Source organism: Geosporobacter ferrireducens (assembly GCF_001750685.1).
GTDB lineage: Bacteria > Bacillota > Clostridia > Peptostreptococcales > Thermotaleaceae > Geosporobacter > Geosporobacter ferrireducens.
Window position 1 is genome coordinate 4,255,739 of the sequence record NZ_CP017269.1, and the last position, 18,017, is coordinate 4,273,755.

Here is an 18,017-nt window from a genome sequence, read left to right on the forward strand (position 1 = left end):
CAATCTCCTTTCATAGGCTTGATGCAGGAACGATAAAAAATAGGATTCCCTAGGAGAAAAGGGAATCCTATGGTACAACTACTCTTCAAAATACATCTTTTCAAAAGGTATTTCATATTGAGAGATGTTAAAGCCTACTCCCTTCAGTCCAGGGACATGGACGGCTTTGGTTCTGGAATAGGTTAATGGAATATATACAGAAGCTTCATGAATATAGGTCAGGATTTCCCTATACATTTCTTGCCGTCTATTTTCGTCTGTTTCGATCATAACTTCTCCAATCCTATCATCCAGCCATGCTTTCTTTTCTAGACCTGCTTGTGCCTGATAATCCCCATGGGCTGGTATTCGCCAAGAGGACAAGTAGGATTGAGGATCATAGGGGACACCCCAGGATAGAGAATATTGAAGATCAAAATCACCTGATTTTTGCCGGTCTAAAAAGGCTTGTTTTTCTTCACCCACTATTTTTAAGCTTACACCAACCTTTTTAAGATTATCCTGGATAAATTCGCTGATTGTACGTTCCTGGCTGTTATTAGAGTTATAGTAAATGATGATTTCAAATTTAGAACCATTCTTATAGCGATAACCATCATTTCCCATGATCCAACCGGCTGCATCCAATAGCTGGGAGGCCTTTTCTACATCATAGGATTTCTCCTCAAGCTTTACATCACAATAAGGAGTGGTAGGGGATAACAGGGTGTTGGCTACGGATTCAGACCCATTGAGGATTCCTTCCGCAATGGCTTCCTTATCGATTGCATATTGTAAGGCATTTCTAACTTGAAGATCTCCTGTAATGGATTTTTTTGAATTCAATAGAATCGCCCTCGAGGCGATGGGTTCACTCATGACTGTAGTGTATTGTCCCTTTTGTTCTAATGCCTTAAAGGAGTCTAGATCAATCATATCTCCATCTGCTCCAAATAATAAATCAATTTCTCCTTTTTGCAGAGCAAGCAGTATGGTCTGATGATCGGGCATGACTTGCCACTTGATGGTTTGCAGTTTTGTTTTTTCTCCCCAATAAGTATCATTGGCCTCAAAGATTGCATACTCATTTTCCTTATGCTCGCTGAGGACCCATGGCCCTGTACCAACATATCCACTGACCCCATCCTTTGTATTGCCGTCAATAAAGCAATTTGGGGAAATAAATCGGAAGGGTCTTGTTAAGCCTAACTCTGCCAGGGTTGGATAATAAGGATTTTTCAGAACGAGTTCGATGGTGAAATCATCTGCAATTGTTACATGGTCAATTTGATTGACCAACTCCAGCCATGAATGTCTTTCAGCGTTATTCATGACTGCATCGATATTCAGCTTAGCAGCTTCAGCATTGAAAGCTTCTCCATCTGTGAACTTTACATCCTGGCGCAGCTTAAATGTATAAACCTTGCCGTCGTCGGATAGGGTCCAACTCTCGGCTAACCACGGTTTTACCCCGTCTGCTGTATTTATGACAAGCGACTCAAAGATCATATTTTGTGCTGCCATCTCTCCAGAATAAAGATGGGGATTAATATTACGGATATCCTTTGTGCTGGCATAAACTAACTGTGTTTTTGTTGAATTACTCTTCTCAGAAGCATTGTTGTCTGCCGTTGATCGACTACACCCGATTATTGAAATAGCCAGTGTAAAGATCAATAGAATGCTTAGTATTTTGTTGGTTCTCATTATTTGCCTCCTCATTTGTACTATGCATACCATGAATATTCTTATTAAATAAAAAAACCTCCTCATGCATGCAAGGAGATCACTCATTAAACAATCCACACCCTATACAAACATACCCCCTATCCTTCGTAGAGTTATGATTTACAGCAACAGGCAGGTCTTCTGACTTAAGCATGAACATAGTACAAAGCCTTCCCGTATTTACAGTGGCATATTTTGCACTACTAAGCTATTACAGCGGCGGGACCGTACAGGAATTGCACCTGCTTCCCTTTTGATTGAAATCTCGGGGCGATTAGAGATTTCAAACCTGTTACCCAACTGTATGAAATTTTCAACAAATCCATTATATATTGCCGTGAAACTGCTGTCAAAGTGAGTCATTTTTGGATATTTGATGTAAATTCTTAAAAAAGATCTGTTTATTTTGTTAAAAAACGTGTTAATTGGGGAGATATATTTTTGTTTGGAAAATTGTAGCTTCAACCCTGGAACTGTGTATTTAGAGGCAACTGACACCTATGTTGCCATTGAATAGATCGGATACAAATGGCAAAGACAAGCAGCAAATGATTTTATAGAATAAGTTATTGTTAAAAAGTACACAAAAATATATTGAATATTAAAATAATATATAGTACAATCATATTAATTGGTGAAGGTATGAAACCGAACCAAATAAGTGGAAAAAATATAATGCAGCCATGAAGGTAAATAAATTTGCTAGAAGCGAATTTCTCCTTCATGGCTTTTTGTTTTTGTTTGAAAATTATAGGTTTTGTGCTTTAAAAACAGTGATCTATCAAAAGGAGGAGGATAAAAAGCATTTTTTTAGCAACTGTAAGATTACATTACATTCTATGGACGAGGAGTTGATTGTTTTGAGGAAAAATCGGTTTTATTTATCTATGACAGCTCTGGTATTTATTTGCGCTCTATTGGCTGCTGGATGTGGAGCTCCAAGCAATAAACCAGCCAATCAGGAAACGGAAATGAAAGAAGAAAAGGTATTTACCATAGCTTGGCAAAGAGACATTGGGGTTTTAAATCCACATCTATATAACAGTCAGATGTTTGCACAGGATTTTATTTATGAGAACTTATTAAAGTATGGAAAAGATGGGAAAATTGAACCGGCTCTGGCAGAATCCTGGGAGATTTCAGAAGATGGAAAAGAATATACCTTTACATTAAGAAAGGGTGTGAAGTTCTCTGACGGGTCTGACTTTAACGCAGAGATTGTAAAAAAGAATTATGATGCGGTTTTGAAGGCAAAAGATAATCACAGCTGGCTTGAATTAGTAAGTCAGATTGAAAGCACAGAAGTAGTGGATCCCTATACCTTTAAAATTACCTTAAGCAATCCATATTATCCAGCACTCCAAGAGTTGACTTTGGTAAGACCTATGAGATTTCTTGGAGCAGCAGGCTTCCCTGAAAGTGGAGAAACCTCTGAAGAGATTAAAGAACCGATCGGAACAGGCCCTTGGGTATTGGCAGAGCACAAAAAAGACGAATATGCTGTATTTGTCAGAAACGAGCATTATTGGGGAACAAAGCCGAAAATTGACAAAGTGATTGTGAAGGTGATTCCTGACGGAGATACCATTACAGCAGCTTTCGAGAACAAGGAAATAGATATGATCTACGGAAGTGGATTAATCAGCATGGATACCTTTAATCACTTGAGAGAATCAGGAAATTATGATACTCAGATATCCCATCCTTTACTTACAAGGGTAATTGGCCTTAACTCAAACAAAGGCGTTACAAATGAACTTCCGGTAAGGTTGGCACTGCAGTATGCAGTGAATAAACCAGAGATCATAGACAGTATTTTTTACGGCACAGAAAAGATCGCCCACAGCCTTTTTGCAAAGAACTTTCCTTACTGTGATATAAATCTGGAAGAAAGGGAATTCAATCTGGAGAAGGCGCAGCAGCTCCTGGAGGAGGCAGGCTGGAAGAATCCAGCTGGCAAGGAGTTCAGGGAAAAAGATGGAAAAACTTTAGAAATTGATATGTGCTTTGACGGCGCAAATAATATTGATAAAACCATTGTCCAGATTTTACAGGCACAATACAAAAAAGCGGGAATTAAGCTGAATTTGATTGGGGAAGAATCACAGTCCTTCGCCCAACGGCAAAAGGATGGAAATTTTGGCATGATTATTGGAGAAACCTGGGGTACACCCTATGATCCACATTCAATGGTAGCATCCATGCGTGCCCCATCTCATTTTGACTACCAGGCACAGGCCGGATTGCCAATGAAAAAAGAGATTGATGAGAAAATCGGGCAGGTTTTAATTACAACGGATGAAGTCACAAGACAGCAAATGTATAATGAGATCCTGGGAACCCTACATGATCAGGCTGTTTATCTTCCCATATCCTATACAACCAATATTGCTGTTTATCATAAAAACGTGGAAGGGGTAGAATTCAACAACTCTTATGAAATACCTTTAATAAACATCGATAAAAAATAGAAAAATGTCTCATCATAAAAGAGGTTTTATATGCGTTCATTTATTGTCAGAAGACTGATTAGTTTAATACCTGTTGTATTAGGAATATCTGTTGTAACTTTTCTTTTAGTACATCTCATGCCTGTAGATCCCGCACAGGCATATTTATCGGTTGTAAAAATACCTCCTACAGATGAAGCCATCGCAGCTGCCCGAATAGAGCTGGGATTAAACAAACCATTGCCCATCCGTTATATGGAATGGATGGGTAATGCACTTCGTCTAGACTTTGGGAAATCCTATGTTACAAAAAAACCGGTTTTAGAAGAATTGATGTATGCCTTTCCTGCAACTGTCCAACTGGCTTCTTTTGCTTTTGCCTGGCTAGTGGTAATTAGTATCCCATTAGGTCTTCTATCTGCATTACATAAAAATAGTATTCTGGATCATATTAGCCGGCTGATTTCTTTTGCTGGAGCTTCCATGCCGTCATTCTGGCTGGGGTTCATCTTGATCTATATTTTTTCGCTAAAACTGGGTTTATTTCCAGTGATGGGAAGGGGTACCGCAAGGCATGTGATTTTACCCTCTTTTACTTTAGCAGTCGGATTGGCAGCCAGTTATATTCGGCTGTTAAGAGCGAATATTTTGGAAAACATGAGACATCAGTCTGTTTTATATGCCCGTGCAAGAGGATTGAAAGAGAAACTGATCTTAGGCAGATATGTTCTTAAGAATTCTCTTCTACCTATCCTGAATGCCTTTGGCATCAATTTTGGCTACTTATTGACAGGAAGTTTTATTGTGGAGAATGTATTTGCCTGGCCAGGCATAGGTCGGTTGATTACCCAGTCTATTTTTAACCGGGACTATCCGATGATTCAGGGCTATGTGATCTTTACCGCCGTTATATTTGTATTTTCTAACTTAATTGTAGACGTGCTCAGTGCTTATTTGGATCCACGCATTAGAAAAGGGGAGATTTAGATGAAGCTGAATCTATTCTTTAGTACCCTAATAAACAATAAAATGGCTAGAATTTGTCTTATCGGCATAGGTCTATTGATATTGATTGCTGCTTTTGCACCAGTTCTGGCACCGAATGACCCTACTGAAGTGGTGCTTACCGCTAGATTAAAGGGGCCAAGTGCGGAGTTTCCCCTAGGTACCGACAATATGGGGCGGTGCCTGCTTTCAAGGCTGATGTATGGTACAAGAATATCCTTAAGTGTAGCCATTGTGATTACCATACTTTCGCTGACCATTGGAACCATAGTAGGGATGTTTTCTGGTTATAAGGGAGACTGGATTGATGGCTGGATGATGAGATTGTGCGATATTTTTCTGGCATTTCCCAGCCTGGTTTTAGTGCTTGTCATTATTGGCGTACTGGGACCTGGTATCCAGAATATTATGATCGCGATGATTGCTGTCCACTGGCTTTGGTATGCACGGGTAATAAGAAGCAATACGCTCCAGCTAAGAAACAGTGACTTTGTGGCTGCAGCAAAGATTTCAGGAAGTTCTGACATGGATATCATTATACTCCATATATTTCCTAACTTAGTTCCACAAATCCTTGTTTTGTCAACCCTTGATTTAGCCAGCGTGATCATGCACTTGTCAGGATTTTCTTTTTTAGGCTTGGGTATTCAGCCGCCTACACCGGAATGGGGGATTATGATCAGTGACGGTAGGGATTTTATCCGTACAATGCCGCAGCTTATGGCCTATCCCGGAATGGCCATATTTTTAACAGTAATTTTCTTTAACTATTTAGGTGATTGTTTAAGAGATATTGTTGAAGAAATGCGTGTATCGTGAGAGAGGTTGATTCGATGAAAAAAAAAGATATTGTGTTGGATATCAAAAAACTTAATATAGAGTTGCAGACAGGTGCAAATGGAATACCCGTTGTGAAAAAGATCGATCTCCGGCTATATTTAGGCAAAACTTTAGGCTTAATTGGGGAGAGCGGATGTGGCAAATCTGTTACCAGCCTATCCATACTCCGTTTGCTGGATGCTAAGGTTTGGAATCTTTCCGGGGAGCTGTTGCTAAAGGGAAAAAACCTTATGCAAATGTCTCATGAGGATATGCGAAGAATTCGTGGTAAAGAAATGGCTATGATTACGCAAAATCCAATGATTTCTTTTAATCCTCTTATTACTATCGGTAAACATTTTACAGAGACTCTTATTACACACACGAAGATGCGTCAAAAAGAAGCCGCAAAAGTGGGGATAGAAATGCTGCAGAGAATGGGCTTACAGAATGCGCATAAGCTAATGGATTTATACCCTTTTCAGTGCAGCGGAGGAATGCTGCAGCGGGTCATGATCGCCATTGCCCTGTCCATGTCGCCGGCTGTACTGATTGCCGACGAACCTACGACATCTTTGGATGTGACCATACAGCATCAAATTATCTGCCAAATGATTGATTTGAAAAGAAAATATGATACATCCATCCTTTTTATTTCCCATGATCTTGGAGTGATTGCCCGTATTGCAGATGAAGTGGCTGTGATGTACAGGGGATATATCGTAGAAAAAGCACCAGTAGAGGTGTTGCTAAAAAATCCACAGCATCCTTACACCCAGGCGCTGATTTTGTCAAAACCGGCTTTTCAAAAGAGGAGGCTTGAAGCAATCAAAGGGGCGCCGCCGCGGATTACCGAGAAATATCAGGGATGCCCCTTTGCAGATCGGTGTGAATATGCCCATAATCGATGCTTACAGTATGATATGGCACCAAAAATCATCGATCCGCTTCATCAAGTATGTTGTATTCAAGCTAGGGGAATCGAGGTGAATGCATGCATCTCTTAAGCTTAGAGAATGTGAGTAAAACATATCACACTAGAAAATATCTTTGGAGTCCCGTAAAAAAGAAAAAAGCCGTGGCAGATGTAAGTCTAAAGCTGGAAATGGGAAAATGCTTAGGCCTCGTCGGAGAGAGCGGCTGCGGCAAAAGTACGCTGGCCAGATTAATAACGGGGCTGGAAGTACCTTCAAGCGGTGAAATAAAGTTTAAAAACACAAATATTGCAGAGCTTCAAAAAAAAGGACGGCTAGATGTGCGCAAAGATATGCAGTTGGTTTTTCAAGACTGCTATAGTTCTGTAAATCCAAGATATACGGCAGAAAAAGTCTTGCTGGAGCCATTAAGAAACTTTCTTCAACTGACTGCTGATGAGGAAAAGGAAAGAGTCCAAGAGCTCCTGGAACTAGTAGATTTACATCGGGAGGATAAGCATAAATTCTCTCATCAATTCAGTGGAGGACAATTGCAGAGATTGTGCATTGCACGGGCTTTGGCAGTAATGCCTAAAATGATTGTGCTGGACGAACCCACCAGCAGCTTGGATGTTTCCATACAAGCACAGATATTAAATTTACTGGCAGATTTAAAGGAACAGTTTCAGTTATCCTATTTATTGATATCACATGACTTAGAGGCAGTATACTACTTAGCCGATGCACTGGCCGTGATGTATAGGGGAACGATTGTTGAAATCATTGAAGACATACACATTTTTGACCAGTTAAAGCACCCATATACGAAGATGATCCTAGACTCTGTACCGTCCTATGCCTCAAGAAAAAATCATTTTTTCACCCAAACAGTTGATAGAAACAGTTATGCCGAAGATGAAATGAAAGGCTGTGTTTTTGCCCATCGCTGTGATACCTCTTCGAAGAAATGCCATGAAGAAAAGCCTGAGCTAAAAGCAGTATCACTGAATCACAGCATAGCTTGCCATAGCTGCATACAATAAAAAAATGGAGGAATGAAAGATGCGTATTCAAAAAAAGATAGAGAATTATTGGAAGGACCGCGCTTCTGATTATAGTGAAGCTATATGGAAAGAGATGGAGAGTTTTAAAAAGAATGCTTGGATTAACTTAATTGACCAGTATCGTCCAGCGGGAAAACCTCTAAAGGTTTTAGATATAGGGACAGGACCAGGATTTTTTGCAATGCTGCTATCCCTGATGGGACATCAGGTAACAGCTATTGACTGTACTGAAAATATGATCCGCGAAGCAAAGCATAATACAGAAAGGGTTGATGTACAGGTAGATTTTCATGTAATGGACTCTCATAATCTTGAATTTGCAGATGAAACCTTTGATTTGATTCTATGCAGAAACCTGGTGTGGACATTGAGAGCGCCCATGGATGCCTACCGTGAATGGCACAGGGTTCTAAAGCCAAAAGGGAGGCTTCTGGTGTTTGACGGAAACTGGGGACTGAGGCTTCACGATCCGGAGATGCAAAGACAATATGAGGAAGATAAAAAAAGAGCTAAGGAATTGGGGATTATTGACACTCACGACAAGGCCAATATGGCAGAAAGTGACGCCATCACGAAAGAATTGTTTTTAAGTAAGGTCCGAAGGCCCCAGTGGGATGCTGCAGCATTAGTAGACTGCGGCTATGATAAAGTTTTTATTGAAACAGATATATCTGAGAGGGTGCGGAGTGAAGAGGATAAAATATTATACAGATCAACTCCGATGTTTATGGTGGGGGCTGAAAAGAAATAGATGCCTTTAAGGAAAAGGATGGGAGTTGATAGATTATGAACCTATATTTTAGATTATTTACATTTTTAAATGGTGTAAAAATGCAAGTTTTTTTAAAAGTTTTACTAGGACTTCTGATTGTTGGAACTTATGTAGGACAAGCCTTTGCCATTGCAGCCGTGATGAAAGCGTTATATGCAGGGGCAAATATTCATATGCTTGCTCCTTTAATTTCAATAATTATCGCTTTGATTATAATCAGAGGCTTTTTGTTCAGGGGCGATGAAGTTTATGGGAAAAAGATTGCCTGCTTAGTAAAAAACCGGCTTCGCGAACGGTTATTGATGAAGCTGATGGATTTAGGGCCGGGGTATCAAGAGAACTATCGTAGTGGAAATCTTCAATCTGTACTCATTGATGGCGTTGAATCTTTAGAGCCTTTCCTTACAGGATATATTCCGCAGCTATTGGTCTCTATAATAGGTTCAGGTGCTGTAGTTTTTTATATCTGGAGGATAGACCCTGTGATAGGGATGATTACAGCGGGCGGCCTTTTTATCGCTGTAGCTTCCCCTCAGCTTGGAAGCAATATCTTTAAGAGAATTATTTTAGAGTATTGGCAATCCTATGCCAAGTTAAATGCCCAATATATCGATGCGGTGCAGGGAATGACCACTTTAAAAATCTTTCAATCCAGTAAAAACAAAGGTCAAGAATTAGAAACAGAAGCACGGGATGTATACAGCCGATCTATGAAAAGTTTAGGGGTATCCCTCTTAGACTCAGCCATTGTAAAGTGGGGAGCAGCAGCAGGAGCCGCTTTTGCTGCAGGTGTTGGGGCGTTACGGGTAACTACTGGACAGCTTCCGGCTGCGGAGCTATTTGTGATTCTTTTTTTAACAGTAGAATGCTTCCGTCCCCTTAACGACTTAAATAGGCTTTGGCATTCAAGCTTTTTAGGTTTTGCAGCAGCAAGAGGCATTTTTCAGCTTTTTGATGAACCATTGATTGTTAAAGAAAGAGATACTTATTTAGAAGAGAAGATGGATCAAGGATTGCCCGACTTAGAATTCCAAAAGGTTACCTTTGCCTATGCCGGCGGGAAGCGTGAGGCTATTAAAAATGTATCTTTTAAAATAAATCCGGGGGAAAAGATTGCTTTTGTCGGAAAATCAGGTTCTGGAAAATCCACTCTGGTACAATTGATCCTGAGATTCTTTGATCCTCAGTCTGGCCATATAATGATGAATGGATTGGATGTTCAAAATTATTCTTTAGAAGCACTTAGAAAACAAATTGCAGTTGTTTTTCAAGATACCTATTTATTCTATGGATCTGTTGCTGATAATCTGCGTATAGCAAAACCGGAAGCCGCTGACAAAGAACTTGAGAAGGCAGCTAAGCTTGCAGGTGCCCATGAATTCATCCTTGAGCTGCCAGAAGGATATCATACGGTGGTCGGGGAACGGGGGATACGGCTTTCAGGAGGGCAAAGGCAAAGACTGGCGATTGCAAGAGCTTTTCTAAAAGATGCTCCTTTATTGATCTTGGATGAAGCTACCTCTAATGTGGATGCCCGTAGTGAGGAAAAAATACAGAATGCATTGGAAAAGCTTATGAAGAATAAGACAACGATTGTGATCGCCCACCGATTATCTACGATCCAAAATGCAGACCGGATTTTCGTCATGGATGACCAAGTGATAAAGGAAGAGGGAACCCATCGCGAACTGCTTGCTCGAAAAGGTTTCTATGCCAAATTAATTGAGGCGCAGCAGTAAAGGAGGAAAAGGTATGGATAAAAATAGCAAACAACTTTTTAAGCAGCTTCGACTGGAAGGCTTTCATCCACTGCTGAACTATTTAATGCCTTATAGGAAAGGCATGAGCCTCTCTGTATTAAGTGGTATTCTGCATCATTTATTAGGGATTATTGGTCCTGCATTAGGGGCCTATTTAGTTGGGGTGGCAGTGATTGGGGGTAAAAAGGAGCAAATTCTTCCTTACTTGCCGATTCTAGGGATATTAGTAACAGCAAGAATTGTTATGTATTATTCAGATATGTGGTTTGCCCATGAAGTAGCCTTTAGAATTTTAGTAGATTTTCGGATTAAGCTTTATAATGCCATTGAGCGGGTAGCTCCGGCTTATCTTTTGAAACAGCGTTCAGGAGAGCTTGCAGCTACGCTTATGGCAGATGTTGAAGTATTAGAATGGTTTTTTGCACATACAGCAGGGGCTTTTTTAGTAGCTGTAGCTGTTCCGCTCATTACCTTAGGTATGATGTTTACCATGCATTGGATACTGCCACTCATACTCTTGCCATTCATTTTTATTCTGTTTAGTATTCCTTTTTGGTTTAAAAAGAAGGCGGACCAACAGGGTGTTGAGACAAGAGAAAGATTGGCTGCAGTTCATGGTGAAGCGATTGATGGAATACAAGGGTTGCGGGAGATTGTTTCTTTTAATCATAAGTCCGGTTATACGGCTAGACTATCAAGGTACTCAGAAAGCCTTTATGAAAGTTTACTAGCCTATGGAAAAAGAATGGGCGTTGAAGGGGCTTATCTTAACGGGGTGAGTTCCCTGGCTATGGTTAGTATATTAGTTGTGTCGGCATTATTGGTAGTTCAGGGATCTTTGAACAAACAATGGCTGCCAGTAATCATGATTCTTGCAGCGAATATTTTTAGTCCTATTTTAGAGGTTGCTGCCATGGGCAGAAACTTCAGTATTATTTTAGCGGCGGCAAAGCGGGTAGCAGCGGTACTGGAAACAGAAGAAACCGTTAAAGACACAGGAAAGATTCAGCTAAATAAAAGTAATGAACTGAAAATTGCTTTCCACGATGTCGATTTTACATATGGTAAAGAGCTTCCTCTTGTTTTAAATAAAGCTTCCTTTCAAGTAAATCATGGAGAAACAGTCGCATTGGTAGGAGAGTCCGGTGTTGGGAAAACTACATGCATTAATTTGTTGCAGAGATTTTGGGATGTGACAGGCGGGAAAATTACAATTGAGGGTACAGATATCAGAAGCTTAAGCTTAGATTCTCTGCGTTCCCTCATTACCGTAGTACCTCAGGAAATCTATCTTTTTAATCTATCGATTCGTGAAAATATTCGAATGGGAAACCCTAAGGCCACAGATGAAGAAGTAGAGAAGGCGGCAAAAGCGGCACATATCCATGAATTTATTATGGGACTTCCAGAGGGATATGATACCAATGCAGGAGAACGGGGCTTAAAAATGTCCGGAGGGCAGAGACAAAGATTAGCTATTGCAAGAGCTTTTTTAAAGGATTCACCAATCCTTATCCTAGATGAAGCATTGTCCAGCTTAGATACGGAAAATGAACGGCTGCTCCAGCAGTCTTTAAATGATTTGCGTAAAGGAAAGACCACATTGATTGTAGCCCACAGACTTTCTACCTTTAAAGAAGCAGACCGGTTAGTGGTGCTGCAGGATGGAAAAGTTACAGAAACAGGAAATCATACATCATTAGTGCAACGAAAGGGATATTATTATGATTTAATTAATGCACAGATAGCATCTGTTGCTGTATAAAAGAGAATAGAAACGATTAAAAATGAGCGGGCTTGTAATATTGGGAATTTAAAAATCAATATTACAAACCTGCTTTATTTATTGAATCTTCTTCTAGGGCGGATAGATTGCGTAAATTGTAAAAAAATGTCGAACTGCAAGATAAATGATATTGACTATTATTATCACTGAGTGTACAATCTTAATGGTAATATTATTCAAATAATAACTTTTAACAGGGAGGATGCTTCAGTGGTTAAAAAAGTCAGACACATCAGAATAATGGCCTACATAATGTTATTTGCAATACTTGTAAACTTATTCTCTAGCTTTATACCGGAAAATGCAGTCTTTGCCAATGAAATAAGTAGCTACACAACAAGCCCGGCGGTTGCTGGAGGAAATGGCTTTAGTATAGTATTGGCACCTAATGGAACGGTTTTCGGTGCTGGTAAAAATCAGTTTGGACAACTCGGAGGGGGAACTATAACTACACCTATTCCAAATTTTTCTCAAATTAAAGCAATATCAGCAGGTACGGACCATGCTGTAGCGTTAAAAGCAGATGGAACCGTATGGGCTTGGGGCAAAAATAATCAAAACCAAGTAGGTGACGGAACAACAACCAATCGAAGCATTCCTACCCAAGTGGCAGGATTAACAGAAATAATAGCCATAGTTGCAAACGGAGATCATTCATTAGTCCTAAAAGCAGACGGAACTGTATGGGCTTGGGGTAAGAATGACAAAGGACAGCTGGGAGATGGTACAACTACCAATCGCAGTACCCCTGTTCAAGTTACAGATATAACAAATGCAGTGTCTATTGCAGCTGGCAGTCAGCATTCTCTTGCTGTAAAAAGTGATGGAACTGTGCGGACTTGGGGACTCAATGATTCGGGACGTCTTGGTGATGGGACAACGACGGATAGAAGGACGCCTGTTCAAGTCTCTGGATTAACAGGTGTAGTTGCTGTGTCAGGTGGAAAGGATCATTCCTTAGCGCTAAAATCAGATGGGACTATTTGGGCATGGGGTAAAAATGGGAGCGGTCAGCTCGGTGATGGAACAACGACAGCAAGAACTAGTCCAGTTCAGATTTCCGGGTTATCTCAAGTAATCAAGATAGCAACATGGGGTGATCATGCTTTAGCCCTAACAGTTAGTGGTACAGTATGGGCCTGGGGAAATAATGGCAGCGGAAGACTAGGGGATGGAACAACAACGAATAGAACTTCTCCAGTTCAAGTTACCAATTTAAATACAGTTGAGGCAATAGCCACAGGAAACGACCATTCGCTAGCCATAAAAGCCGATGAAACCCTATGGGCCTGGGGAAATAATGGTGATGGTCGATTAGGAGATGGGACTACAACCAATCGCACTATACCCGTCCAAAGCAGCCTTGCAACGATCGCTAAGAGCAATAATGCCAATCTAATTAATCTTACAATAAGCCAGGGTGTTCTTAGTCCCGCTTTTAGTAGCAGCATTGTCGATTATAGGGTGACGGTTACTGACAGTGTATATGGGATTGATATGATAGCTACTCTTGCAGATCTAAATGCATCCATGAAGATAAATGGAATTTCCCAAATTAGCGGAAGGGTATGCACCATAGATCTGGATGAGGGAGAAAATATTGTAGACATTTTAGTACGTGCAGAGGATGGCATAACAGAAAAAAATTATATAATCACAGTAGATCGGATTATTTCAGACGGGGAGGACATTGAAGCACCTGTTAATCCGATAGAACCAGAACCAGATTCAGAACCGGACCGGGGAGATTCTAACAGCAATGATCCGCCCCCAGAAGAAGTGTTATTGGGCGAAAACGCGAACCTGGCAGATATTTTAATGAGTTATGGGGATTTAATGCCAACTTTTGACAACCGTGTTACGGAATACAATCTGGCAGTGGATCATGACAGGAATACCATCGATGTTACAGCTTGGTTGGAAGATAGCAATGCTTCTATGAAGCTTAACGGTATAAATTTGTCTAATGGGATGCCTCGTATGCTGGAACTGAATATAGGCGAAAATATCGTTACGATTCAGGTAACTGCAGAAGATGGAAGTACAAAAAAGACCTATAGGGTAACTATAAATAGAAAGAAAGGAATCCAGGACCCAATGGGTGATAGAATCCAAGTTGCAGCAGGAAACAACCATTCCCTTGGACTAAAGGGAGATGGAACGGTATGGGCATGGGGAAATAATGAAAATGGCCGATTAGGAGATGGTACAACTGCTAACAGCAATACACCAGTGCAGGTAAGCAATCTGACGGATGTAATCGCAGTAGCAGCGGGGAACGGGCACAGCATTGCTTTAAAGGCAGATGGAACGGTCTGGAGCTGGGGGAAAAACGATAAAGGCCAGTTAGGGGACGGTACTACTGTGCAGAAGAGTACACCAGTTCAGGTTACTAGCTTAACCAATGTTATTGCCATCACTGCTGGTCATACCCATACTCTGGCCCTAAAAGCAGACGGAACCCTATGGGCATGGGGAGAAAATGGAAGTGGACGGCTGGGAGATAACAGTACCAGCCAAAGAAGTACACCTGTTCAAGTTCGAAAAGGTGTAACCGATAGTTCGGATGCATTCCTGCAAGGGGTAGTTGCCATTGCCGCAGGAAAAGAGCACAGTGTAGCTTTAAGAGAAGATGGGAGAGTTTACACTTGGGGCAAAGGTGAAAATGGTATGCTGGGGAATGGGTCAAGCTCAGGAAGCAATACACCGGTTCAGGTAAACAACTTAACCGATGTCATAGCCATAAGTGCCCAAGGAGAACATACCATGGCCCTTAAATCAAATGGAACCCTATGGGCATGGGGAAAGAACGATAAGGGACAGTTAGGAGATAACACCACCACCAACAGAACCAGTCCGGTACAGGTATCTGGAGTAACTGATATAAGGAAAATAGCTGCAGGAAATAATTTCTCTGTTGTACTAAAAGCAGATGGAACGGTATGGGCGTGGGGAAATAACGAAAAGGGACAAGTGGGAGACGGTACCACTACCCAAAGAAACACATCAGTTCAAGTCCTTAAGGGAAGCAGTGAAAGTACAAATCAATATCTACAGGATATTGTAGATATATCTGCAGGAAACAATTATGTCTTAGCGGTAAAGTTCAACAATACCGTATGGGCATGGGGAGATAATGGAAACGGAAGGCTGGGAGACGGGACAGCCACTAATCAAAGTACACCTGTCATGAATCTTTTGATGGGGAATCATGAGGACCTGCCTGAGGAACCTAATGAGCCTTTAGTAGAGGATATAGAGCTTGAAGGGGACTACTGGCTGCCAGAAAATCTTTCTACATTCCAAATAAACCTAGAATTTAACTTACTTAAAGATATTTTAGGATTGCTTGATCCTAAATATATACCACAAGAGCCGGGAGAGGATGCAGAAGAGCCGGGAGAGGATACAGAAGAGCCGGGAGAGGATGCAGAAGAGCCGGGAGAGGATACAGAAGAGCCGGGAGAGGATACAGAAGAGCCGGGAGAGGATGCAGAAGAGCCGGGAGAAGAATCACAGACTCCAAATAGTCCATCAGGAAAGAAGAAAACTTCTGATCATGGCGATAAGATGGCAAGTAATCCGGCAAGGGAAAATCAGCTGGTAGAAATAACAGGCAGCAAAAATTCACAACATGGACGAATCAATTCTCATGTATTAAAAGATGTGATAAACCAAATGAAGGATAAAACTGCGATTCAGGTGGAAATTCCAAAGTCTAATGCTAAAACAGTACTGGAATTAGATGCTGATGCTTTAAGCATATTAATGGAAAACAAAACGATATTTATTGTTAATGACGGAGAGGCTAGCTATGTCATTCCGCACGATCTAGCTGTTCTCGAAAAAATGAGCTGGGAAAAAGGCAGTATACAAGGTCTAAGGATCACGATGGAAAGGATATCTCTTACATCTATGGATACGATGGGTTACAAAATTATTGGAAGCCCAGTAGGGTTCATGATGGAAGCAGTCTTTGCTAATGAAACCGTAGAGGTAAAATATTTTGAAAATCAGTATGTTGAAAGAAGAATTGTATTAGACCGTGCAGTAGATCCTCGAAAGTGTGTTGGGGTTGTTTGGGAAAATAATGACTGGAAGCCTGTCCCAACTACCTTCATTCAGGAGAATGGAAAAACGGTGGCAGTGATAAAACGTAATGGAAACAGTATCTATGCTGTTATAGAGCATGAAAAAACCTTTGAGGATATCCACAGCCACTGGGCGAAGAGCAATATTGAATTACTGGCATCGAAAAAAGTAGTAAAAGGAATGGAAGAAGGGAAATTTATCCCAAATAACAACGTTACACGGGCGCAGTTTGTAACCATGCTGATCGGAAGCTTAGGTTATAAGGCTGACGATGTGGCAATAAAGCCATTTAAGGATGTCCAAGCCAATAGTTGGTATGAGAAGCATGTCTATGCGGCAATGAAGCTAGGAATCGTCACTGGTTACGAGGATGGAACCTTTAAACCCGACAAAGAAATCACCCGGGAAGAAATGGCTGTCATGATTTCCAAAACTGTCCAGGTACTAAAAGAATTGGATAGAAGTACGACTTCCACCAGGATTGCAGATAGAGATCAGGTTAGCCCATGGGCACAGTTGGCTACGGATGTTGCCATTGAGCTTGGGATCATGAAAGGCTATGCAGATCAATCCTTTAAACCAAAAAACAAAGCTACGAGGGCAGAGGCAGTGACTGTATTTAAGAACATGATGGAGTATTTGGATTTTATTACATATTAACTACAAATAAGGGGATGTGAAGATCATGAAGATATCCAGACGAGATTTTATCAAATGGATGACTGCTTCGGCCACCGTGTTGGGAATGGGAAAGGTACAGCTGGAACAGGCAACCTATGCATTAGAAACTATGGAATATACACCAGTGATTTGGATACAGGCAGCCGGATGCTCCGGCTGCACCATCTCATTTTTGAATATGGTAGAAAAGGATAGTGACGGTGTACCTACAGTGGATGAAATGCTGACGGAGCATATTGATTTAAAATATCACAGTACCTTGATGGCAGCAGCTGCCAAGGATGCTATGGAGCAGGCTAATCCTGAGGTACAGATGATTAAAAACAATTACATACTCATCGTAGAAGGAGCCATACCCACAGCACAAGAGGGTATTCATTGTGTCATCGGAGAAAAGAACAATCAGCCTTGGACCGCACTGCAGGCAGTAAAAGAGCTGGCAGCAGATGCAAAGCATATTATTGCTATTGGTACCTGTGCAGCTTTTAAAGGAGTAGCAGGAGCAGGAAGCAATGCTACAGGTGTAAAATCAGTAGAAGAAGTGTTGGGAACCAGTTATAAGAGTAAAATCGTAAATCTTCCGGGTTGTCCTGTGCATCCATATATTATTGGAGAGACCATTGTCAAGCTTATTGCGGGAATAGCCATGACCAAAGATAGCAAGAACAGACCCCTGGGATTATATTCGGAGAAAAAGCTCCATGACAAGGTAGATGGTAAGGCCAATTGTCCATTAAAGGATACACAAAAAACAAGTAAAATGGGTGTCTGCGGCAACTGCTTTGATAATATGGGGTGCAAGGGAAAAGATGATGAAACCAGAAGTACTTGCTATACGAGATACTGGGGGATCGATTGGAACAATAGAAAAGGCTGCTTTGGTACGGGAAATATGTGCATCGGCTGCTCCAGTTCGAACTTTCCATTTAGTAAAATATACAATTAATCATTAATTGGCCATAGGAAG

Annotated in this window: 11 protein-coding genes and 1 riboswitch; of the genes, 10 read left to right on the forward strand and 1 reads right to left on the reverse strand. The window is 41.0% G+C overall.

Features of this window, described 5'->3' with window-relative positions; all coding sequences use genetic code 11:
• Positions 1–78 precede the first annotated feature (78 nt).
• Positions 79–1,686, reverse strand: a complete 1,608-nt coding sequence (gene nikA / locus Gferi_RS20045; RefSeq protein ID WP_069979660.1) for a nickel ABC transporter substrate-binding protein — start codon at positions 1,684–1,686, stop codon at positions 79–81.
• A 135-nt stretch (positions 1,687–1,821) separates the two neighbouring features.
• Positions 1,822–2,015: riboswitch (cobalamin riboswitch) on the reverse strand.
• 552 nt (positions 2,016–2,567) lie between these two features.
• On the opposite strand from nikA (Gferi_RS20045), the gene nikA (Gferi_RS20050) reads away from it, so the two are divergent.
• From nikA (Gferi_RS20050) to Gferi_RS20095, 10 genes are all read left to right on the forward strand, one after another.
• Positions 2,568–4,178, forward strand: a complete 1,611-nt coding sequence (nikA, locus tag Gferi_RS20050) for a nickel ABC transporter substrate-binding protein (RefSeq protein ID WP_236932630.1) — start codon at positions 2,568–2,570, stop codon at positions 4,176–4,178.
• Positions 4,179–4,208: 30 nt separating this feature from the next.
• The gene (nikB, locus tag Gferi_RS20055; RefSeq protein ID WP_069979661.1) at positions 4,209–5,144 is read left to right on the forward strand and encodes a nickel ABC transporter permease; all 936 of its coding nucleotides are present in this window, start codon (positions 4,209–4,211) and stop codon (positions 5,142–5,144) included.
• Entirely contained in the window at positions 5,145–5,981 is an 837-nt protein-coding gene (gene nikC, locus Gferi_RS20060; protein WP_069979662.1) for a nickel transporter permease, read from the forward strand.
• A gap of 14 nt (positions 5,982–5,995) precedes the next feature.
• A complete protein-coding gene (locus Gferi_RS20065) occupies positions 5,996–6,988 on the forward strand; it encodes an ABC transporter ATP-binding protein (RefSeq protein ID WP_069979663.1) in 993 nt (330 codons plus the stop codon).
• Positions 6,976–7,938: an oligopeptide/dipeptide ABC transporter ATP-binding protein gene (locus tag Gferi_RS20070; protein ID WP_069979664.1), complete on the forward strand. Its 963-nt coding sequence runs from the start codon at positions 6,976–6,978 to the stop codon at positions 7,936–7,938. The genes Gferi_RS20065 and Gferi_RS20070 overlap by 13 nt, the downstream gene beginning before the upstream one ends.
• A 19-nt stretch (positions 7,939–7,957) precedes the next feature.
• A complete protein-coding gene (locus tag Gferi_RS20075; RefSeq protein WP_069979665.1) occupies positions 7,958–8,710 on the forward strand; it encodes a class I SAM-dependent methyltransferase in 753 nt (250 codons plus the stop codon).
• A gap of 35 nt (positions 8,711–8,745) precedes the next feature.
• Positions 8,746–10,470 (forward strand): ABC transporter ATP-binding protein/permease, encoded by a 1,725-nt coding sequence (locus Gferi_RS20080; protein ID WP_069979667.1) that lies wholly within the window; start codon positions 8,746–8,748, stop codon positions 10,468–10,470.
• A 13-nt stretch (positions 10,471–10,483) separates the two neighbouring features.
• On the forward strand, positions 10,484–12,256 hold the full coding sequence (locus tag Gferi_RS20085; protein ID WP_069979669.1) for an ABC transporter ATP-binding protein: 1,773 nt from the start codon (positions 10,484–10,486) through the stop codon (positions 12,254–12,256).
• 231 nt (positions 12,257–12,487) lie between these two features.
• Complete coding sequence (locus Gferi_RS20090; protein WP_069979671.1) at positions 12,488–17,029, forward strand: RCC1 domain-containing protein; 4,542 nt, start codon at positions 12,488–12,490, stop codon at positions 17,027–17,029.
• Positions 17,030–17,054: 25 nt separating this feature from the next.
• Positions 17,055–17,996 carry a hydrogenase small subunit gene (locus Gferi_RS20095; RefSeq protein WP_069979673.1) on the forward strand — a complete coding sequence of 314 codons (942 nt, stop codon included), beginning with the start codon at positions 17,055–17,057 and terminating at the stop codon, positions 17,994–17,996.
• The last annotated feature ends 21 nt before the right edge of the window (positions 17,997–18,017 follow it).